Raw genomic sequence first — 21,193 nt, forward strand, 5'->3', positions numbered from 1 at the left:
GATACGATCCGGCCCTCCGCTCCGCCCGGAGATCCGGGTCAGAGCAGGCCGCCGGTGATACCCAGCAGCCCGTGATCGGACGAGGCGTGTGAGTCGCCGCCGAGCACACCATCGGTGACCCCGCCGGTCACGTCACCGACCGTGTCGGTGACACCGGGGAGGAGGCTGTCCACCTGGTGCGTCACGCCGCCCACCGCCGACGGCACGTCGAGCGGCGGGACCACGCCGCCGGCGACACCGTCGCCGTGCCCGAGGCCGAGCCCACCGAGGGTGTCGTCGACACCCAGGGAGCTGACGACCCCGCCGACCTGACCATGGGCGCCGGAGAGGACGCCGCCGGTCAGGTCGCCGCCGATCAGATTCGGGTCGGTGCCGTCGAGCAGGCCGCTCGCGTCGCCGACGGTGCCGGTGGCATCACCCAGCACCGGGTCCGCGATCGCGTCCACCGGCTGCACCACGTCGGCGTCGAGGGTGTACGCCACGTCGGATGCACCGGCGAAGTCGGTGTCCAGGCCGGCCGGGCCGACGCCCAGGCCGATCCCCGGCAGCACGGTCACCCCGGCGGCGGCCGTCGACGAGTCGACCGCGATCGCACCGAGCACGCCGGCCTTGACGTCCACGCCGGTGGGCGAACTCGTGACGCTGATCTGCTGCGCCACGCTCTGCAACTGACCCACCACATCGGTGCTGTCGGTGAACAGCGGGTCCAGCCCGAGCTGCCCGACCGGCGAGGCCAACGGCGCGAGACCCGCCCCCGGCGCGTAGTCGACGACCAGCGGCACGACGTCCTGCACATCCGCCGCGGTGATGTCGGTGAGCCCAGCACCCCGCAGCGCGCCCTCGGGGTCGAGGTCGAATGCCGACCGCGCGTCGGGGTTCGTCAGCAGGTCGAGCACGAAGTCGTGGAGGGTCTGGTGCGAGTCCATGTGCCGGGTCTCCTCGGAAGTGGCGGCGGCGGGTGTCGTACGTCGACAGTGACGCTATTGCCGGGGCCCGGTCCCGGGCATCGGGGCTCAACCCGCATCCGGCCCGGTTGAACTAGGGGCTCCGCGACCTCGTACGTTAGGGGGACAGGGGGAAACCGTCCCGGCGAGATTAGGGTCCCGACCAGGGGCGGATCTCTGGTACGAACGTAGGAGCCCGCGGGGTTCGCCGGGGGTGGGTCGTCGGCAGCACCGACACCATCGCCACCGGCCGGCCAACTCACGGGGGGAGAAGAGACGATGCCGTACGTCCTGGGGATAGACATCGGGAGCACCAACACGGCCGCCGCGGTCGCACGGCGTACCGGTGCGTCCTGGACGCGTCCCGAGCCCGTTCCGCTGCACGTCGGGTCCCCTCTCGTACCGTCGGTGCTGTGCCTGGCGGAGGACGGCTCGCTGCACGTCGGCGAGCCCGAGACCGACGACGGCAGCCGCACCACCCGGGACTTCGTCCACCGGATCGGTGATGACGTGCCCCTGCTGCTGGGCGGGGAGGCGTGCACACCGCAGACGCTGACCGCGGAACTCGCGGCCTGGGTGGTGGAGCGGGTGCACGCCCTGGAGGGCGGCCCCGCCGAGGCGGTCGTGCTCAGCCACCCGGCCGGGTGGCGTCCGTACCGGCGGGAGGTGCTGCACCGCGCACTGTCGCACTTCGGCCTGCGGCACGTGACGTTGCTGCCGCGCACGGTCACGGTGGCCGAGAGCCACGCGGCCCGTGGGTTCGCGGGCACCACCGCCGCCGTCTACGCCCTGGGGGGCAACAGCTTCGAGGCCGCGCTGGTGCGTCGCACCCCGCGCGGCACCTACGAGACATTCGGCACGCCGCAGGGGCTCGACTCGGTTGGCGGCGTCGACTTCGACGAGGCGCTGGCCGGACACACCCGTACGATGCTGGCCCGGGAGCTGGCCAGCACCGCACGCCGCGGCACTCAGACCGCGCTGCGCGGGCTGCGCGCGGAGTGTGACCGGGCCAAGCGGGCGCTGACCGTCGACCTGACGGCCGACGTGGTGGTGACCCTGCCGAGCGGCCCGGCACGGATACCGGTGACCCGGGCGCAGTTCGAGCACATGATCCGCCCGATGGTGCAGACCACCGTCGACCTGCTGCTGCGGGCCGTGCGCAGCGCCGACCTGACGTCGGCGCAGCTCGACGGCGTCCTGCTGGCGGGCGGCTCGACCCGCGTGCCGCTCGTCGTCGAGCTGATCAGCGCGGCCCTCCCGGTGCCCGTCGAGGTCGAACCGGACTCGCAACTGACCGCCGCCGCCGGGGCGGCACTGGCCGCCGCCCAGGTGGTGTCGCCGCGCCCTCGCCAGCCGGCACCGGCCCGCGACGCCGGGCGCGGCACCGGGCGGGCCACCGTCCCGGCGCCGCGCCGCCCGCACCACGACACCGTTCCGGGCGATCCGCCACCGCGGCCCCCGGTCCGGGTCCTCCCACTGGACCTGCCGAAACCGTCCCGCCTGGCGCTGGCCCGCGGCCGGGGACGCGAAGGATGACCCCAATGATCATGAATGACATCGCCGTACCAGGGCTGACGCTGGACCGAGGGCCACAGGCCCTGCTGGACACCGTCGCCCAGGACCCGACCGGTCCACTGGCCGTCGGCATCGCCGGTCCCGGCGGGCACGGCAAGACCGCGCTCCTCGCCGAGCTGGCGCGGGTCCACCAGCGGGCCGGGATCACCGTACGCACGGCCACCCCGGCGCCCGACGAGCCGGTCGAACCCGGCACGCTGGTGCTCGTCGACGACGCACACCTGCTCGACGACGCACGGATCGAGGTGCTCCTGCGCCTGCTCGGCGCCCGCCGGCACCGCCTGGTGGTCGCCCATCGCCCGTGGCCCCGGTCGGCGGCGCTCAGCGAGCTTGTCGACTCGCTACGGCGGGACGGGCAGGCCGTGCTCCTCACCCCGTTCACGCGGGAGCAGACCGCCAGCTACCTCACCGCCACGCCGGAGTTGGGCCGCCGCGACGACCTGGTCGACTTCGTCCACACGCAGACCTCCGGCGTACCCCGGGACGTCGAACGGCTGGCCCGCGGCCTGGCCGGCGCGGAGACCCGGACCGGCACGGTGGTCAACCCACCCCGGTCCGTCGTCGCGGAGTTCGGGCCGGACCTGGACGTGCAGCCCGCCGCCGTACGTCGGCTGCTGCTCGCCGTCGCGGCCGGCGGGTCGCTGCCGGCGAACATGCTCGCCGCGCTCCTGGGCGTGGACCCGGCGGCAGTGGACGAACTGATCGCCACCACGCGGGCGGCCGGGCTGCTCGGCGCCGACGGCCGGCTCGCGCCGATCGTCCGGCGTGCGGTCACGACGCTCAGCCCCACCACCGACCGCACCGCGGTCTGGCGCCGGCTCACCGAGGTGCAGCTCGCCCGGGGCGGCGCGGTGCTGCCGCTGGTCCGGTCCCTGCTCGCGGTCGGCGCGCTCGGCGACTGCCCGGCCTCGACCCTGGCCGCCGCGGCGGGCGAGGCCCTGGCCGACGAGCCGGCGTTCGCCGCCGAGCTGTTCGCCGCCGCCACCGCGGCCGGGCAACCGGCCAGCGCGCAGCAGGCGCTCGCCGCCGCGCTCGCCGGCAACCTCGACGACGCCCTGCGGTTGGCGGACCGGCTGCTGGCCACCGCCGCACCCCACGATCGGTCCGAGGCGGCCGTGGTGGCAGCGACCGCCCTGGCGCACCGTGGCCACGTCGGCCGCAGCGTGGAGCTGTACCGGTGGTCGGGCACCGCCTCGGCGCTGGCCTTCGCCGTCGTCGGCGGGCTCGCCAGCGGAGACCCGGACCCCGCCGCCGCGTCACCGGCGGGTGACCCGCTGGGCGAACCGCCGACCCTGCACGCCAGCGCCGCCCGGCTGATGGCCGACGGCGTACGCGAGAGCGTGAGCGGCCCGCCGACCGCCGCGCTCTCCGCGCTCGTGCAGGCCGCCGCGCTGCTGGAACCGGACGGGCGGGCGGCACTCCTCCCGGACAGCCCGGCGGCGCTCGCCGCGCTGACGGCCGTGCACTGTGGTGAGCTGGAGATCGCCGAGCAGGTGCTGCGCCGCGCGCTGGGCGCCGGTGTCGGTGGTCCGCTGATGGCTCGCCGCCACCGGCTGTTGCAGGCGTGGATCCTGATGGTCCGGGGCGAGACACGCGCCGCGAGCGAGCAGCTCGCCGCGGTGACGCTCGACGGGCGGCAGTTGGAGTCCCGCGACGCGCTCTTCGCCGCCGCGATCCGGATGGGCGTCGGCCGCCGCACCAGCGACATCGGGGCACTCAAGCGTGGCTGGGGGCAGGCGCTGGAAGCGGTCGTCCGCCACCCCGTCGACCTGTTCACGCTCCTGCCGCTGGGTGAGCTGGCCATCGCCGGCGCGCGCCTCGGTGACCTGGCCCGACTCGAACCGTACCTGCGGGAGGCGCGCACGTTGCTCGGCCGGCTCGACGACCCACCACTGTGGAGTGTTCCGCTGCGCTGGAGCGGTCTGCACGCCGCGATCCTCACCGGGGCGCCGGACGTCGCCGACGAACACGTCGCGGCCCTGCTGGCCGCGGCCGACCACAGCCGGTACGCCGCAGTGGTCGCCGCCGCCGCGGAGTGCTGGGTGGAGGTGCTGCGGGGGGTCGTCGACCCGACCCGCGTGGAGGCCGCCGCCCGGGCGCTGCACGACACCGGACTGCGCTGGGACGGTGCTCGCCTCGCCGGCCAGGCCGCCATCCGAACCGCGGACCGGCGGGCGATGACCACCCTGCTGGAGTGTGCGCGGGCACTCCAGGGGCGACCACCCGGCGGCCACGGCGAGCTGGCACCGACGAGCACCACCGAGAGCGCCACGCGGGTCACCGGCCCCGCCCAGCAGGGGCTCAGCGACCGTGAGTACGAGGTGGCCGAGCTGGTGCTGGCCGGGTTGACCTACCGCGAGATCGGCGACCGGCTCTTCATCTCGGCGAAGACCGTGGAACACCACGTGGCGCGGATGCGCAACCGACTGAACTGCGCCAACCGCACCGAGTTGCTGGCACTGCTGCGCACCGTCGTCGCCGACCGGGCCAGCGACACGGCCGGGCAGCCGTGGCCGCAGCGGACGACCTGATGGAGTGCCCCCGCCGGGGACGCCGCCGCACCGAGCGGTGCGGGACGTGACGCCCAGCGAGGTCCGGCTGATCCGGACGAGGCTCGTCGTACTGGCCGCCGTCCTGGTCACACTCTGGTCGTACGCGGCCTATCTGACCAGCCAGGACGCCCTCGACCTGGTGCGGGTGCGGGCCCTGGCGGACACCCTGGGCCAGCCCATCGACCGCCTGATCCTGAGCCTTCAGGTCGAACGTCGGGCCAGCGCCGAGGCGCTCGCCGGAGCCGGGCCGGCGGCGACCCCACTGGGCGGGGCGCGTGAGGTCACCGACCGGGCCGCCGCCGAGCTCCGCAGGTTCCGCGCGGGCCGCGACATTCGGCTGCTCAGCGCCGGCGAGGTGCGCGACCGGGCCGACGAACTCGTCCGCCGGCTCGACGGCCTGAGCACGATCAGGTCCCAGGTGGACGCCGGGCAACTCGACCAGGCCGAGGCGGTCGACGGGTACGACCAGGTCGTCGACGTCGCCTTCCGGGTGTACGGCCCGGAGTGGGGCGCGAACGAGAGCACGTTGGCCGCCGACAGCCGCGCGGTGATCGCGCTGGCCCGCGCCCGGGAGTTGCTCGCGCGGGAGGACACCCTGGTCAGCGCGGCCCTCACCGCCCAACGGCTCGGCCCGGACGATCGCCGCCGGCTGACCGAACTCGTCGACAACCAGCGGTTCGCGCGTACCGAGGCGGCGGCCGGGCTGCCGGCCGACGGCCCGGCAGAGCACCGGCGGATCGCGGGCGGCCCCGCGTTCGCGGGGCTGCTCGCCCTGGAGGACAGGCTGGTGCGGACGGACACCGCAAACGCCCTGGCCGGGACCACCCTGGCGGACTGGCGGGCCGCCGCGGATCCCGCCCTCGGCGCGCTGCAGACCCTGGTGACGAGCACCGCCCGCAGCAGTGTCGAACGGGCCACGCCGGGTGCCGCCGTGCTCGTCGCCCGGACCGGCGCCGTGGTGGGGCTGGGCCTCATCGTCGTGCTCGTGCTCCTGGTGAGCTGGGCGAGCACCGTCCGACGGCTGACCGACCAGCTGACCCGGCCGATCGTCGACGCGCCGGTCCCGACCCCGGACGTGGCGGCGGCGCCCGACGGTCCCGACCGGGAGCTGTTCCTGCGGGTCACCCGCCGCAACCAGGTCCTGCTGCGCGATCAGCTCGACCTGCTGGACGGGATGCAACGCCGGGAGCGACCCGCCGAGGAGAGCAGCGAGCTGTTCCAGCTCGACCACCTGACCACCCGCGTCCGGCGCAACGTGGAGAAGCTGATCGCCCTCGCCGGCGCGCGGCCCGCCCGCCGCTGGCGGCGCGCGGTGCCGATGCTCGACGTCGTACGCGGTGCCGTCGCCGAGGTGCCGGACTACCAGCGGGTCCTGATCGCGCCGTACTGGCCGTGGTCGCTCGCCGGCCCGGCCGTCACCGACGTCGTCCACCTGCTGGCGGAGTTGATCGAGAACGCCCTCTCCTTCTCGCCGGCGGACACCACCGTCCGGGTCGGCGGCGAGCAACGGACACCGGGGTGCGCCATCCTGGTCGTCGACGACGGGCCCGGCCTGGACGCCGCCGCGCTGGCCGACGCGAACCACCTGCTCGCCAGCCCGCCCGCGGCTCCACCACCGGGTCCCACCGGTCTGTACACCGTCGCCGTGCTGGCCCACCGATGTGGCGCCCTCGTCTCGCTGCGTCCCAGCCGGCGCGGCGGGACGGCGGCGGTCGTGCTCCTGCCGGCCCACCTGGTCCCGGCGCCCGACACCGGCCGGAGACCCTCCACCTCGCCGCCACCCGCCCCGTACCCGCCCGCGCACCACGGCACCGACCCGAGCGGCGACGGCGCGCTGCCGACGCGGGTCCGTCAGACCGGGCCACCCGACCCCGAACACGGCAGGGCCGGCCTCGACACGGTCGAGATGCCGGTCGCCAGAACAGCGAGGAGAGACCCATGACCTCCGCAGTGGTCACCGACGACGGCCTGACCGGCGCCCTGGACCGCCTGGTCGACCGAGTGCACGGCGCGGAGTTCGCCGTCGTGCTGTCCCCGGACGGGTTGCTCCTCGGCGGCTCCCGGCAGGTGGAGACGAAGCTCGCCGAGCAGATCTCCGGCGTCGTCGCCGGCCTGATCGCGTTGGGGCTGGCCGCCACCCGGACCTGCGAGGCGGGCGGTCTGCGTCAGGTCGTGGTGCAGATGGCGCGCGCCTTCCTCTTCGTCGCCACCATCGCGAACGGGACCATCCTCACCGTGCGGATCTCCGGTGACGACGTCAAGGTCGGCGACATGGCGTACGAGGTGGCGCTCTTCGTGGGGCAGGCCGAGCAGCACCTGCCGATCACACTGGGTCCGGCCTCCTCCGCGACGATCGGGGACACGTGTGCGCACCAACGGCACCGCTGACGAGGCGTGGTACGACGACGACGCTGGCCCGGTCGCCCGGCCCTACACGATGACCGGCGGGCGTACCTCGCCCGTGGGCGGTCAGTTCGACCTGATCTCGCTCGTCGTCGCCCGGCGGGCGGCCGCGCCTCCCACCCCGCTCTTTCCCGAACAGGCGCGGATCGTCGAGCTGTGCCACCATCCGGTGTCGGTTGCCGAGGTCGGCGCCGAGTTGGACCTCCCGCTCGGGACCGTGCGGGTGCTGCTCGGCGACCTGCTCGCGGCCGGACTGATCGAGACGCACGACCCGCCGGTGCTGTCGGAGCTGCCGACCACGGATCTGCTTGAGGCGATCCTCGTCGGGCTCCGCACCCTGTGACAGGGCAGGGGCCATCCGCGACGGATCGCGGGCGGGCATCCGGCGACGAACTGAAGGGAAGACAGGCAGTGCCGGTGACACCACCCCAGCCACGCCGTACCGTGGCGATCATCCTGCTGGACCGGATCGTGGCCCTCGCCACGACTGCCCGGCGGGTGCTCAGCGGTCGCGACGACGCCTCGCGGATCACCTGGGTTGCCGCGGTCGCGGTGCTCGGGGTGCTCGGGGTGACGGCGGTTCTCGTCGCCGGAGTGCTCCGCACGCCGGAGAAGATGGCGCCGGTGACTCTCGACCCGCCACTGTCGGTGGATCCGGTGGGCACGACGCCGGGCGGCACTCCCCGAGCGCGGGCACAACCGGCAGCGACCAGCCCGGCGGTGGCCGCTTCCCCGCCCGCCGCCTCGGTCACCGTGGTCCCTCCGCCGACCGTCGGGGCCACGACCAGCCCCGCGCCGACGGGTTCGACCGCCGTACCCACGCCGGCCCCCCTGATCGCCGACTTCGCCGTCGAGGACACCGCACTGCTCAGTTATGGCGCGGCCGTGACCATCACCAACCCGGGGCCGGTGCCGGCACCACAGTGGACGGTGGTGCTCACCCTGCCCCGGGAGTCGCTGCGGGTCAGCGCGGTCGAGGGCGCGCAGGCCAGCCGCGACGGCGCGGTGTGGACGTTCGTGCCGGACGGCAGCGCCGGTGCGGTGCCCGGCAGCTCGTCGGTCCGGGTGACGTTCCGGGTCAACGGCGCACCCACCGGTGCCGCCCCCGAGGCGTGCACCATCGACGGGGTCGCCTGCACCGGCCTGCCGGGTTGACCGGCGCGCGCCTGCCAGAACACGGCCAGGGGTGACCCACCCGAAGGTGGGCCACCCCTGTCAGACATCGGGGCTACTGCTGGTTGAGGTGCAGCGCGAGATCGATGACCAGGTATTTCACGGCGAACGCACCGGTCAGCTGAGCGGTGCCGCTGAGCAGGTCGATCTGGTACACCTGGCTGGGGAAGCCACCGTTGAGGACGGCGTAGGCGTTGTTGCTCACCGCTCGTCCGCTGCGCAGGGTGCTGTGGATGTCGAAGCCGGCCCGCGGGTTGGCGGCCACGCCCAGGCTGCCGGTGGCGACGAGTTGGCCAGCGTTTGCCGGGGACTGCAGCGCGACCTGGTCGAGGTTGGTGTCGATGTCGAACAACGTGGTCGCGGTGCTCGGATCGAGGTCGACGTTCGTGTAGGCCGCCGCGGTCAGCCCGGGGGCCGCGGTGACCGCAGGCGGGTAGGTGAGGGTGCCGTCGGCGAGGGTGACGCCGCCGACGTTGACGTTGTGCCGCAGATTCTGGCCCACGTCGCTGATGATGCGCAGGCGATCGGCGGCCGGGTTGAAGTCGACGCCGAAGAACGACCCGCTGAGGGGGATGGTCAGCTGGCTGACCTTCGTGGCAGCGGCATCGCTGGTGGACAGCGTGAAGATGCCGCCGCTGTTGCCGACGCCGTAGAGCCGGCCGTCCTGGACCCGGTAGTCGATGCCCACGAGGTTCTCGGCGCCGGGCAGGTCCACCGTGCCGATCACGCAGGCCAACCCCGGTCGGTTGGCGGCGAACTTCAGGAGCTGCTGGTCCTCGGTCAGACCAACCGCCACCCGGCCATTACGGCCACCTGCGTTGAGCAGGTCCCAGAGAATGGTGCAGGAGCCGGCGTTCAACGATGCCGGACCGGCGGATGAGGTAGACCTCGACGAGACGCTGTCGGGCCGGGCTGCCGCGCCCGCCGAGGTCGTCAGCATTCCGATGACGACGGCCGTGCCGGTCAGGAGCAGTCCTCGATGGATCATGCGATGCATGGACGGGCCTTCCTTGCGAGATAGGGAGAATGCCCGGCAGTGGCATCGAAAGAGGGCGTCCCGATCGGTTCATTCGGAACGTTTGCCCAGCTCAGACGCTATATGGCCCGCTCGAAAGTTGCTGTCGGATCACGTACTATCCGAATCGTCCTCACCGGCACGACGGGATGCGGTGCGGTAAACCGTCGCTGTCGCAGCCACGCTGGTCCCCGTCAGCCATTAACGGCGGGGACCAGCGCAGATCAGCGCACGGCCAGGGGCGGCTCGGCACGCTCGCCCTGCTGGCGCAGGGCCGGCAACGCTGGGGCGAGCGCCACCAGCATGGCCAGGCCGGCGACGGGTAGCAGGTCGAGAGTGACCACCGGCAGGACGATGCCGACGATCAGCAGTGGCACACTCCACCACGGCAGCCGGCGTTTCGCGGCGAGCATGCCCGCGAGGACGACCAGGCCGAGGAAGAAGAACTGGGGTACGACGTCGTAGAAGGCCACCTCGACGCCGGGGATGGCCTTGAAGTCCGCGCCGAGCGCCGACATCTCCGCCCGGTCGGCCGCCAGGAGACCCTCCACGATGTCGGCGCCGAACTGCACCATCGTCGCGGCGAGTCCCACCATCGTGACGGTCACCACCCCGGTTCGCCAGGGGCTGCGGGGCAGGAGGCGAGACAGCGCGAGCACCCCCGGGACGAAGCACACCATGCCGGCGAGCGCGACCAGATGCGCGGCCTGCCAGTCGAACCCCGGGCCGTACACACCATCGGACTTCGCCCAGAGGCGGACCAGGCCGTAGGCGGCGATTCCGATCGGTCCGGCGAGGACATACAGCTCAGCGCGTTTCATGCCGACCATCATCTGATCCTCGGCGTCGCGGCCGGCTCCGGGAAGATCCTCGCCCGGCCCCCGATTTCCGTCTCAGGTTTTCCACCGAGCCAACCCTCGGTCGGGGCTTCGTCGTCAGGCGCGCCAGATCGGTTGAGCGGCGGCCAGCGCGGCCTCCTGGTACGGCGTTCGCGGCGAGTCCGCGGCGACGACCTCCACCGGCCACCTCTGCCCCAGCGCGACCCAGAGCGTCGACAGCACGCCCGAGTACGTCGACGGCTCGTCCGCGCCCTCGGCCACCAGCAGCACGTACGTCCACGCCGCCGCGTCCGGCGCGCCGTCCAGTGGCGTCCGCCAGGCGCGGTGCAGGCTGCGCCCGTGGCGGCGGGGCGCGTCGACGGACAGGAGGGTGTCGGCCGGGGCTGGATCGGGCGCGTCCGGCGGACCGTCGGCGCTGAACCGGTACGACAGTGGCGGCACCTCCGTGACGGCCGGCACGTCGGCCAGGTCGGAGCCGTCGGGCTCACCGACGAGGGCGCGCAGTAGTGCCCGTTCCGCGCTGGTGATCCCGACGCCGTGGAGCGCCAGGCTGAGCAGGAGGGTGGCGTCGGCCAGGTCGAACTCACCCGCGGCGTAGTGCTCCCGCACGGTCCCGAGGACATCGTCGGGGAGCCGGCCCGCGAGCCGCCGGCACACGTCGGCGACCGTCGCGTACGTCTTCGCGTCCATGGCGTTCATTCTCGTGGTGGTCGCCGAACGCGGGTGGTCGCCGAGCGCGGGCGGGTGGCGAGCGTCGCTCATGCTGGAGTGGTGATTCGTTTCGTACTGAATGTGCTGTGGCTCATCTTCGGCGGTGGCATCGTGCTGGCGGTCGGATACGGCGTCGCCGCACTGATCTGCTTCGTCCTGGTCGTGACGATCCCGTTCGGGGTCGCGTCGCTCCGCCTCGCCGTCTACTCGCTGTGGCCCTTCGGCCGCACCCTGGTGCCGAAGCCCGGCGCGGGCGTGGCCTCCGGGTTGGCGAACATCCTCTGGCTGGTGCTGGCGGGCTGGTGGCTCGCGCTGTCCCACATCGTCGCGGGCGTCGCCCTCTGCGTGACGATCATCGGAATCCCGTTCGGCATCGCCAACTTCAAGCTCGTGCCGGCGGCGCTCTGGCCCCTCGGCCGCGAGGTCGTGGACACGCCCTGAACTCGGGAAACGGGGGCACCTGCTCCCCGCCACCTCTAACTTATAGCGCACTGGGGGGCTTGCGGCAAGACCCGGGTCGTGCCGCAAAATCGTCGGCCGAGGCCAGAATCTGCCGAAATGGAAGTCATCATTTGAATTCCCTGCCTACCTCCGTGTTCGATCTCCCCGCGCACCTCTCCCCCAAGGCCGACCCGAGGCTCATCGCCCTGGACGAGCAGCATTTCGCGACGATGGCGCAGAGCCTCGACCAGCTGAACACCGAGCTGTCCGAGCGCCTTGCCGCCGAGCGCCTGGCGCCCGGCGGCAAGGGCCGGCAGGCCATGGACCGGGACGAGGAGATCCGCCGGCTGACCGGCCGCCTGCGTGCGCTGAGTCGCTACGGCCTGGACCTGTGCCTCGGCCACGTGGTCGGCGCGGACGACCCCGAACCCGTGTACGTCGGGCGGCGTGGCCTCACCGACAGCACCGGTCGGCGGCTGCTGCTCGACTGGCGCTCTCCGGCCGCCGAGCCGTTCTTCGGCGCCACCCACGCGAACCCGATGGGTCTGGCCAGCCGTCGCCGTTACCGCTGGACTCGCGGCCGGATCAGCGACTACTGGGACGAGGTGTTCACCCCGGACGGGTTCGTGGGGCACGCCGTCGCGCTCGACGACCAGTCCGCGTTCATCGCCAGCCTGGGCACTGCCCGCTCCGCCCGGATGCGGGACGTGCTCAGCACCATCCAGGCCGACCAGGACGCCATCATCCGGGCGGGATCGGCCGGCACTCTCGTCGTGGACGGCGGTCCGGGCACCGGGAAGACGGTCGTCGCGCTGCACCGCACCGCCTACCTGCTCTACTCCGACCCTCGCCTGGGTCAACGCCGGGGCGGAGTGCTCTTCGTCGGGCCGCACCAGCCCTACCTGGCCTACGTCGCCGACGTCCTACCCAGCCTCGGCGAGGAGGACGTGCAGACCTGCACCCTGCGGGACCTCGTCGACGAGGGCGGGACGGCGACCGTCGAACCCGACCCGGACGTGGCCCGGCTGAAGTCGTCGGCGGACCTGGTCGGGGCGATCGACGCGGCGGTCCGGTTCTACGAGGACCCACCGGTCAAGCCGATGACTGTCACCACCGACGAGGGCGACCTCTGGCTGGGCGCCGACGACTGGGCCGACGCGTTCCAGGCACCGGGGCCGGGCACCCCACACAACGAGGCACGCGACGAGATCTGGGCGGAGTTGCTCACGATCCTCGTCGACAGGTACGACGGCGACGAGCCGGACGACGTGCTGCGCCGGTCGCTGTCGCGCAACCGGGAGCTGCGCACCGCCTTCAACCGCGCCTGGCCGTTGCTCGACGCGGCCGACCTGGTGGGAGACCTGTGGTCGGTGCCCGCGTACCTGCGCACGTGCGCGCCCTGGCTCAGCCGGGAGGAGATCCGGACGCTGCAGCGCGACGAGCCCCGGGCCTGGACCGTGTCCGACCTGCCGCTGCTGGACGCGGCCCGGCGGCGGCTCGGCGTCGCGTCGGGGCGTTCGCAGCGGCACGACCCCGCCGCCGCCGTGGAGCGCGAGCACCGGGACCGGGTCGTCGACGAACTCCTCGCGGCCGACGCCTACGACGACGGCGAGGGTCTGTTGACGATGCTGCGCCAGCCCGACCTGCGCGACGCCCTGGCCGACGAGTCCGGGTCGCTCAGCGCCGACCCGGACCTGCTGGCCGGCCCGTTCGCGCATATCGTCGTGGACGAGGCCCAGGAGCTGACCGACGCCGAGTGGCAGATGCTGCTGGCCCGGTGCCCGTCGCGCAGTTTCACGATCGTCGGGGACCGCGCCCAGGCCCGACACGGGTTCACCGAGTCGTGGCAGGAACGCCTGGAGCGGATCGGGCTGGACCGGATCACCCTGGCCTCGCTGAGCATCAACTACCGGACCCCGGAGGAGGTCATGGCGGAGGCCGAGCCGGTCATCCGGGCCGTGCTCCCGGACGCCAACGTGCCGACCTCCATCCGCGGCAACGGGCTCCCCGTCCTACACGGCTCGACGGCCGAGCTGGGCACGATCCTCGACGCCTGGCTCACCGAGCACACCGACGGGACCGCCTGTGTGATCGGCGACCCGGCGTTCGCACCGGCGTCGCGCGTCCGATCGCTGAGCCCGGAGCAGGCCAAGGGCCTCGAATTCGACCTGGTCGTCCTGATCGATCCGGACGCGTTCGGCACGGGCATCGAGGGCGCGGTGGACCGGTACGTGGCGATGACCCGGGCGACCCAGCAGCTCGTCATCCTGACGAGGCGCTGAGCCGCCCGCCCACAGCTGTCAGTTGCCGAGCGTGACGTGCAGGATCCTCTCGTTGCTGTTGTTCGGGGTGCTGTCCTTGTCACCGGTGTTGGTGGTGGTCAACCACAAACCGCCGTCGGGAGCCGGCTCCACCGTCCGCAGGCGGCCGTAGGTGCCGCTGAAGTACGTCTGCACGTTCGTCAGGCTGCTGCCGCTGATCACCGCCCGATACATCCGGGCACCCCGCGCACAGGCCACGTAGAGCGCGTCCCGCACGATCGTGATCCCGGAGCAGGACCCCTCCGCGGTCGGATAGGTACGCGCGGGCGCGATGAACCCGGCCGTGCCGCAGGTGCCGCTGGTGCCCTCGCACGCCGGCCAGCCGTAGTTGCCGCCCTTCGTGATCAGGTTGGTCTCATCCATGATCGAGTTGCCGAATTCCTGCTCCCACAGCCGACCCTGCGAGTCGAACGCCAACCCCTGCGGGTTGCGGTGGCCGTAACTCCAGACGTAGTTGCCGAACGGGTTGTCCGAGGGGACCGTGCCGTCCGGGTTGAGACGCAGGATCTTGCCTTCGAGGGCCGACCGGTCCTGCGCGTAGTTGCCGTTCTGCGCGTCGCCCGTGCTGGCGTACAGCTTGCCGTCCGGGCCGAAGCGCAGCCGGCCACCGTCGTGGTACTTGTTCCGCCGGATGCCACTGACCAGCACCTGCTCGCTGGAGGTGTTGAGGCGGCCGTTCTCGAACTTGATCCGCACGATCCGGTTGTCGCTGGGCGAGGTGTGCATGATGTACAACCAGCGGTCGCTGGCGAAGCTGGACGACACGGCGAGCCCGAGCAGGCCACCCTCGCCGTCGGTGCTCTGCACGTTCGGCACCGTGCCCAGATTGGTCTTGGTGCCGGTGCTGGGGTTGAGCTGGATGATGTCGTGCGCGTCGCGGCGGTTGTAGAGCACGGTGCCGTCCGACAACGTGACGAGCCCCCACGGGACGTCGGTGTCGGTGGTGACCTGACGCACCCCGCACACCGGGTTGCCGCAGCCCGCGCCGGTGGTCACCGTCGTGGTGGCGCTGCGCGACGAGGTGTTGTCCTGCGCGTCCCGGGCCACCACGTAGTACTGGTACGCGGTGTTTGCCGCCAGCCCGCTGTCGGTGAAGGTGGTCACCGGCGGCGTGCCGGTGACCGTGCCGACCTTCACACCACCCCGGAAGACGTCGTACGCCCGGACGCCGACGTTGTCGGTCGACGCGGTCCAGCGCAGGGTCACCGTGGTGCCCGACGCGGTGCCGGAGAGCTGCTGCGGCGCGGTCGGCGCCTGCGTGTCGGCCTGACACTGCGGGGGCGTGATCGACACGGTGGTGCTCGCCTGGGACACGTTGCCGGCGGCGTCCCGGGCGTTGACGTACAGGCCCCAGGTCGCTCCCGCGACCACCGTGAGGCTGGTGGACAGCGTCGAGCCGCTCACCGACTTCATCAACTGGCCGTCGTGGTAGACGTCGTAGAAGGCCACCGCGACGTTGTCCGTCGAGGCGTTCCACGCGAAGGTCACCGAGTTGCACGTCAGGCCGCTCACCCGCGGGCTGCCGGGAGCCGTGGGCGGCTGGGTGTCGGAGCTGCCCAGCGCCGTCGTCCACCGCTGGTTGGCCTGCCCGTTGCAGGTCCAGAGACCCACCAGGGTGCTGTTGGCAGTGGCACCGCCGTTGACGTCCAGGCACAGGCTGGACTGGACGCCGACGATGGTCCCGTTGGTGTTGATCCGCCAGCGCTGGTTGGCGCCGCCGGTGCAGGAGTTGATCTGCAGGGTGGCCGGCGCGGTGGTGTCCTGGCCGACCACGTCCAGGCACATCGTCTCGTCGTAGACCCGCAGCTCACCGGCCGAGGTGAACGTCCAGGACTGGTTGGCCTGACCGTTGCAGTCGTAGATGTTGATGCCGGCGCCGGCCGTGCGGACGTTGCCGACGACGTCCAGGCAGCGGCCCGATGCCGCACTGACCACCGTAGAGGCCGGCGCGGCCGATGCCGGTACGCCGATGGCGACCGTCAGCAGCGTCACCGCTGCCATCGCCGCCGGCAGTAGCCGTCGTCGTCGTGCGTGACGGGGGTTGGGCCGCGCGAAAGCTGACATCCGTCCTCCAGGATCGGGGCGTCGACCGGACCGATCCGGTGCCGGACGACCGGCACCCGACCAAGTCGAACTATGAACATCGAATATCAAAGATGGGTCGACGTCGCATGTCAAACGATGTCACTCGATCAGCGACAAAACCCCAGATCGATACGATGTCCGGCAGGCCCGCCGCCCTACTCCCCGCCCCGCAACGACTCGCGGACGTGCCGACGGGCGTGATGGATCCGGGACTTCAGCGTGCCGACCGGGATGCCCAGTTGCTCGGCGATCTCCTGGTAGTCCAACTGGCACAGGTCCCGCAACACCAGTGCCGTCACCAACTCCGGCCGGTGGGCCTCCAGCCGGTCCAACGCGTCGAGCAGGTCGAGGCGCGACCCGGCGATGACGCTCGTCGTACGAGGGTCGGCCACCTCGACGGGCAGCAGCGGGCTGGGCTGCTCGGCCGCCCGTCGCCGCAGGGACCGATAGGTCTGGCGGGCACAGTTGGCGACCACGACGTGCAACCAGGTCGAAAAGAGCGACCGGCCCTCGAATCGCTCGATGTGCCTGGCCACCTGCACCAACGCGTCCTGGGCCGCCTCCTCGGCGTCCTGCCGACAGGGCAGGAAACGCCCACACTGCTCCAGGACCCGCGGACCGATCGCCGCCAGCAACGCGTCCCGGGCCGCGCTGTCGCCGGTCGCCGCCCGGCGCGCCAGTTCCTCGATCGACGACCCGTCCACCACCGGCGCTCCCCCCGCTCGTGTGTGACACCCGCAGTTCCGGTTGCCGGATAATACGGCCGTGTCCATCCCGCCACAGGTCGGCCGGTACCGCGTCGCACGCCCCGTCGGCAGCGGGGCGTTCGCCACCGTGTGGCTGGCGCACGACGACGAGTTGCAGGCCCCGGTGGCCGTGAAGGTGCTGGCCGAGAACTGGTCGCAGCGGGCCGACATCCGGGCGCGGTTCCGCCAGGAGGCGCGGTTCATGCGACAGGTCGACTCCGACCACCTGGTCCGCGTGTTGGACATCGGCGAGCTGCCCGACGGCCGGCCGTACCTGGTGATGACGTACGCCGGTGGTGGCACGCTCGCCGATCGGCTGGTCGGCGGGCCGATGCCGGTAGGCGAGGCGGTGCGGGTCGCCGCCGACATCGCCAGGGCGGTGGCCGTCCTGCACGACAACGGTGTGCTGCACCGCGACCTCAAGCCCTCCAACATCCTCTTCGACAGCCCTGCGGCCGGAGGGCGGGTGCTCGTCGCCGACCTGGGGCTGGCCAAGGCGCTCGCGCACGCCTCCGGGTTCACGCTGACCGCCGGCACGCCCGGTTACATGGCACCGGAACAGCTCGTCGCGGGCGGCGGGCTGGACGCGCGCGCCGACGTCTACGCGATCGGCGCCCTGACCCAGCACATGCTGACCGGGAAGCCTCCAGGGCAGGCGATGGAGGCGGCCTCGGGCGTACCCGCCGCGGTCGAGCGCGTCGTCCGTCGGGCTCTGCACCGCGACCCGGGCCGCCGCTGGCCAACCGCAGCGGCGTACGCCGATGCGCTGGAGGATCTGCTCGCCGCGCGACGGGTTCCGGCTCGCCCGTGGCTGCGGCGTACCCGTCGGAGCCTCACCGCTGTCGGCACCGTGGCCGCGACGCTGGTCATGGCCGGATCCGCCACCGTTCCCACCGCCGCACATGGCTGGACCCGGGTGGCCGACGCGACCGGCGCGCTCTCGGTAGCCGTCCCGGACGGCTGGGCACGGCAACTGCGGGACGCCGGCTGGGACCCGGCCGTGATCGGCCTCGCCGGCGAACGTGGTCCGGGCCTGCTCGTCGGAGCGGACCTCACCGACTGGTCCGACGTGGACAGCGCGACACCGGGGGTCTTCGTCGGGCTGAGCCCTGCTCTCGCGGGAGCCAGGAGGCCGACATTGCCGGACCACAGCGGATGCACGCGTGCCGCCGATCGGGCGATCACCGTCGGTGCCCTCAGCGGGAACGTCGGGCACTGGGCGCGCTGCGGGGGCGCGCAGACGTCCTTCAGCGAGGTCACCCTGGTCGCGGCCGACGGCATCGTCGGCGTGTACGTCCAGGTCAAGCAGAGTGACGGCGCGGACCGTACCGACGAGATCCTCGGCACGTTGCGGGTGGACGCGTCGATGGTCACCCAACGGTAGTCCGTTCCCAGGTTCCGCCGCCGTCGGCCTTGCGCCACTCCCGGGTCTCGGTGCGGCCGTCGAGCTTGCGGACGGTGGCCCGCACGTTCTCGCCCACCACCCGGTACGAGGTGAACGTCTCGATCTCGTCGGGCCGGTCGCCGCTGCCGCCCACGATGACCGGCCACGCGTTCCGCTTTCCGCCGGTGTCGGAGAGCTGGACGGGCACCAGGGCCTGTGCCCGTCGGGAGCCGGGATTGCCCAGTTCGACCAGGATGAGGGCGTCCTCGGTCGACGGCGCGATTGCCGGCTCCTCGACGATGAACTCGGCGTACACCGGACTCGCGCCGCCCGGCAGGATCTTGCACGGCACGGCGGCGCCGTTGGATCCGTTGCGGAACCTGACGGTGTCGTCGGACCCACCGCAGAATTTCAGGTTGTCGATGACCGCGTTGGGCCAGTCGGTCCGCCTGATCTCGCTCAGCGGCTTGGCCGGCCCGGTGGTGCGGGTGGCCGGGGTGGGGCTGGCCGGAGCAGTCGGGCTGGGGGTGGCCGAGGCCGGATCGCTCGGTGCCGGCGGGCTCGTGCTGGCGGACGGGGAGCCGGCGGGCGCCGCGTCGCCGCCGACCCGGTCGAACGGTGACGTGCAACCGACGACGAACGTAAGGGTGAGCACCACACCGATCAGCAGTCTGCCGCGCATGGACGGTCCTTTCCTCTATCGGGTCTGTCACTGGGTTTGATGCACCCGTACGGGAAGTGGTTCACGCGACCGGGGCGGCGGTGGACGCTCCGCTTCCCACCGTCGGTGCACATGCCCCTCCTCCTCAGGTCGTAGGCGCATTGCCGTCCTGCGCCAGATGGCTGGGTGCGATCGCGCGAACAGGCTTGTCCCAGGGCGTCGGGTGACGCCGTACGGACCTGTTCCGGACACCCGTTCGCCTGGAAAGGCAGTAACCGACGATGCGTTCCCTCTCCTCTTCCCCGTCCCGCTCGGCCCGAATCGCACGGCCGATCGTCCGCCTCGGCGCGGTGGTGGCGACCGCTGTCGTCATCGCCGTGAGCGCCGCGGGCTGTGGCACGGGGCAGAGCGCTCCCGCGCCACCCGTCGACGCTCCGGCGGCACCGGCTGCCGCGAGCGGGGCGGCCTCCACCCTGACCGACACCGACGCCAACGCCTGGCTCGACGGTCTGCTGCCGGCGGCCCTCGACCGCACCGGCATCGCCGGGGCCACCGTTGCCGTCGTGGACGACGGCAAGATCATCACCACCCGGGGGTACGGCCACGCCGACACCGGGAACGGTGGCACCGGGGCCGTGCCGGTCGACCCGGACCGGCATCTCTTCCGGATGGGTTCGGTGTCGAAACTCGCCACCGCCACCGCCGTCCTGCAACTCGTGCAGAGCGGCAAACTCGACCTCGACGCCGACGTCGAGACGTACCTCGACTTCGACCTGCCGCGCCACTACGAGCGGGCCGTCACCCTGCGGCACCTGCTGACGCACACCGCCGGTTTCGAGGAGCGCATCGCCGGTCTCATCGGCACCGAGGGTGGCGACGTCGATCTGCGTAAGGCCCTGGTGACCGACCCGCCGGAGCAGATCTACGAGCCGGGGACCGTCCCGGCGTACTCGAACTACGGCAACTCGCTCGCGGGCTACATCGTCCAACGCGTCAGTGGGACACGTTTCGAGGAGTACGTCCAGCGCAACATCCTGGACCGGGCGGGCATGCCGTCGTCGAGCTTCGAACAGCCCCTTCCGGCGGCACTGCGCGACCGGATGTCCAAGGGGTACGACACCTCCGCCGCACCCGCCGGACCCTTCGAGATCGTCGGCACTCCCCCGGCCGGCGCGTTGAGCGCCCCGGCGACCGACATGGCGCGGTTCATGCTCGCCCAACTCGGCGAGCCTGTCGGCTTCGGACCCCTGCTCGACAAGCCGACCCGCGAGCTGATGCAGCGGCCCGCGCTCGACGCGACGTCGCTCGGCACACTTGCCGCCGGACCCCGGATGACGCTCGGCTTCTTCGACGAGAGCCGCAACGGCCACCGGATCCTCGGCCATGGCGGCGACACCACGTACTTCCACACCCACCTGCAGATCTACCCCGACGACCGCGCGGGCATCGTCGTCTCGCTCAACAGCAACGGCTCCGGCGCCCTCGCCAGCCACGACCTTCGTCAGTCGGTCGTGAACGGATTCGCCGACCGCTACTTTCCGGCCCGCGACGGACAGCCGACCGCCGGCGTCGATTCGGCGACCGTGGCCAGGCACGCCGCGCTGGCAGCCGGCACGTACGAGTCCTCGCGAGCGATACGCAGCAACTTCCTGACGACGATCGGCCTGGTCGGTCGTACCACGGTCAGTGTCGCCGACGGCGGCCGACTGCTGTTCGAGCCGGGTCCACTGTCCGACTCGCCGGCCCTCTACGAGGAGGTCGCGCCCTGGGTCTGGCGTGAGGTCGGCGGACAGCGCACGCTTGCCATGCGGGCGACCGACGACCGGGTCGAGGCGATCAGTTTCGACTCCGCGTTCGCGCTGCTGCCGGTCGAGCCCGCACGCGGCTCCGCACTGGCCCTCCCCGTGCTCGTCGGGTCGACAGTCGTGCTGCTGCTCACCGTCCTGTCCTGGCCGATCGGCGCGTACGTCCGCCGTCGGCTCGGCCGCACCCCACGCGAGCGGACCGGGCGCACCGCGCGGATCCTGAGCCGCGTCGCCGTCGCCGGCACGCTCCTCGCCTTCGCCGGTTGGGTGCTGGCCCTCAGCAGCATCATGAGCCTGCGGGACGTCCCCGGTGGGGTGCTGCGCGTCGTGCAGGTGCTGCAACTGGTCGGCCTGCTCGGTGTGCTGCCCGCCGCCGTCCGGCTGGTCGACGACGTCCGACGCCACGTCGGCTGGCGGAGGATCGCCGGCAGCGCCCTGCTCCTGCTCGCCCTCGCCGGTGCGGGCTGGTTCGCCGTGGAGTTCCGGCTGCTCGCGCCTAGCATCTCCTACTGACCCGCCCGACCCGGGACGATCCGGA

At 72.5% G+C, this 21,193-nt stretch carries 17 protein-coding genes; 10 read left to right on the forward strand and 7 right to left on the reverse strand.

The annotated features are described in order from the left end of the window. Positions 1–38: 38 nt before the first annotated feature. On the reverse strand, positions 39–926 hold the full coding sequence (locus AB0O48_RS24065) for an IniB N-terminal domain-containing protein (RefSeq protein ID WP_365068460.1): 888 nt from the start codon (positions 924–926) through the stop codon (positions 39–41). A 297-nt stretch (positions 927–1,223) separates the two neighbouring features. On the opposite strand from AB0O48_RS24065, the gene AB0O48_RS24070 reads away from it, so the two are divergent. The 6 genes from AB0O48_RS24070 (at position 1,224) to AB0O48_RS24095 (ending at position 8,629) form a co-directional block, all read left to right on the forward strand. Continuing rightward, positions 1,224–2,480, forward strand: coding sequence for an Hsp70 family protein (locus AB0O48_RS24070; RefSeq protein WP_357250100.1), 1,257 nt, complete (start codon positions 1,224–1,226; stop codon positions 2,478–2,480). Positions 2,481–2,485: 5 nt separating this feature from the next. Continuing rightward, positions 2,486–5,050, forward strand: coding sequence for a LuxR C-terminal-related transcriptional regulator (locus AB0O48_RS24075; RefSeq protein ID WP_365068462.1), 2,565 nt, complete (start codon positions 2,486–2,488; stop codon positions 5,048–5,050). 46 nt (positions 5,051–5,096) lie between these two features. Beyond that, positions 5,097–7,013, forward strand: a complete 1,917-nt coding sequence (locus AB0O48_RS24080) for a nitrate- and nitrite sensing domain-containing protein (protein ID WP_357250106.1) — start codon at positions 5,097–5,099, stop codon at positions 7,011–7,013. Beyond that, the gene (locus tag AB0O48_RS24085; RefSeq protein ID WP_357250108.1) at positions 7,010–7,459 is read left to right on the forward strand and encodes a roadblock/LC7 domain-containing protein; all 450 of its coding nucleotides are present in this window, start codon (positions 7,010–7,012) and stop codon (positions 7,457–7,459) included. The genes AB0O48_RS24080 and AB0O48_RS24085 overlap by 4 nt, the downstream gene beginning before the upstream one ends. Then, positions 7,437–7,817 (forward strand): DUF742 domain-containing protein, encoded by a 381-nt coding sequence (locus AB0O48_RS24090; protein WP_357250111.1) that lies wholly within the window; start codon positions 7,437–7,439, stop codon positions 7,815–7,817. The genes AB0O48_RS24085 and AB0O48_RS24090 overlap by 23 nt, the downstream gene beginning before the upstream one ends. A gap of 74 nt (positions 7,818–7,891) precedes the next feature. Continuing rightward, complete coding sequence (locus tag AB0O48_RS24095) at positions 7,892–8,629, forward strand: cellulose binding domain-containing protein (RefSeq protein WP_365068465.1); 738 nt, start codon at positions 7,892–7,894, stop codon at positions 8,627–8,629. 73 nt (positions 8,630–8,702) lie between these two features. On the opposite strand, the gene AB0O48_RS24100 is transcribed toward AB0O48_RS24095, so the two are convergent. The 3 genes from AB0O48_RS24100 to AB0O48_RS24110 form a co-directional block, all read right to left on the reverse strand. Further along, positions 8,703–9,635, reverse strand: a complete 933-nt coding sequence (locus AB0O48_RS24100; RefSeq protein ID WP_365068467.1) for a DUF4394 domain-containing protein — start codon at positions 9,633–9,635, stop codon at positions 8,703–8,705. Positions 9,636–9,886: 251 nt separating this feature from the next. Continuing rightward, positions 9,887–10,483: a hypothetical protein gene (locus AB0O48_RS24105; RefSeq protein WP_357250118.1), complete on the reverse strand. Its 597-nt coding sequence runs from the start codon at positions 10,481–10,483 to the stop codon at positions 9,887–9,889. A 114-nt stretch (positions 10,484–10,597) separates the two neighbouring features. Next, positions 10,598–11,263: a hypothetical protein gene (locus AB0O48_RS24110; protein ID WP_357571070.1), complete on the reverse strand. Its 666-nt coding sequence runs from the start codon at positions 11,261–11,263 to the stop codon at positions 10,598–10,600. 9 nt (positions 11,264–11,272) lie between these two features. Here AB0O48_RS24110 and AB0O48_RS24115 point away from each other — a divergent pair, with 9 nt between their 5' ends. Further along, positions 11,273–11,653, forward strand: a complete 381-nt coding sequence (locus tag AB0O48_RS24115) for a YccF domain-containing protein (RefSeq protein WP_357571071.1) — start codon at positions 11,273–11,275, stop codon at positions 11,651–11,653. 152 nt (positions 11,654–11,805) lie between these two features. Further along, positions 11,806–13,935, forward strand: coding sequence for an RNA polymerase recycling motor ATPase HelR (gene helR, locus AB0O48_RS24120; protein WP_365068470.1), 2,130 nt, complete (start codon positions 11,806–11,808; stop codon positions 13,933–13,935). Between the two features lie 18 nt (positions 13,936–13,953). On the opposite strand, the gene AB0O48_RS24125 is transcribed toward helR, so the two are convergent. Both AB0O48_RS24125 and AB0O48_RS24130 read right to left on the reverse strand, forming a co-directional pair. Then, positions 13,954–16,038 carry a PQQ-dependent sugar dehydrogenase gene (locus tag AB0O48_RS24125; protein WP_365068472.1) on the reverse strand — a complete coding sequence of 695 codons (2,085 nt, stop codon included), beginning with the start codon at positions 16,036–16,038 and terminating at the stop codon, positions 13,954–13,956. A gap of 176 nt (positions 16,039–16,214) precedes the next feature. Further along, positions 16,215–16,766: an RNA polymerase sigma factor gene (locus tag AB0O48_RS24130; RefSeq protein WP_357250131.1), complete on the reverse strand. Its 552-nt coding sequence runs from the start codon at positions 16,764–16,766 to the stop codon at positions 16,215–16,217. 58 nt (positions 16,767–16,824) lie between these two features. Here AB0O48_RS24130 and AB0O48_RS24135 point away from each other — a divergent pair, with 58 nt between their 5' ends. Then, positions 16,825–18,189 carry a serine/threonine-protein kinase gene (locus AB0O48_RS24135; RefSeq protein ID WP_365068475.1) on the forward strand — a complete coding sequence of 455 codons (1,365 nt, stop codon included), beginning with the start codon at positions 16,825–16,827 and terminating at the stop codon, positions 18,187–18,189. Here AB0O48_RS24135 and AB0O48_RS24140 read toward each other — a convergent pair. Continuing rightward, positions 18,176–18,871, reverse strand: a complete 696-nt coding sequence (locus AB0O48_RS24140; protein WP_365068476.1) for a hypothetical protein — start codon at positions 18,869–18,871, stop codon at positions 18,176–18,178. The two genes, AB0O48_RS24135 and AB0O48_RS24140, sit on opposite strands and share 14 nt — an antisense overlap. Before the next feature lie 260 nt (positions 18,872–19,131). Between AB0O48_RS24140 and AB0O48_RS24145 the strand changes: the two genes are divergently transcribed. Beyond that, on the forward strand, positions 19,132–21,168 hold the full coding sequence (locus AB0O48_RS24145) for a serine hydrolase domain-containing protein (protein WP_365068478.1): 2,037 nt from the start codon (positions 19,132–19,134) through the stop codon (positions 21,166–21,168). The last annotated feature ends 25 nt before the right edge of the window (positions 21,169–21,193 follow it).

Source organism: Micromonospora sp. NPDC085948 (assembly GCF_040686315.1).
Classification (GTDB): domain Bacteria; phylum Actinomycetota; class Actinomycetes; order Mycobacteriales; family Micromonosporaceae; genus Micromonospora.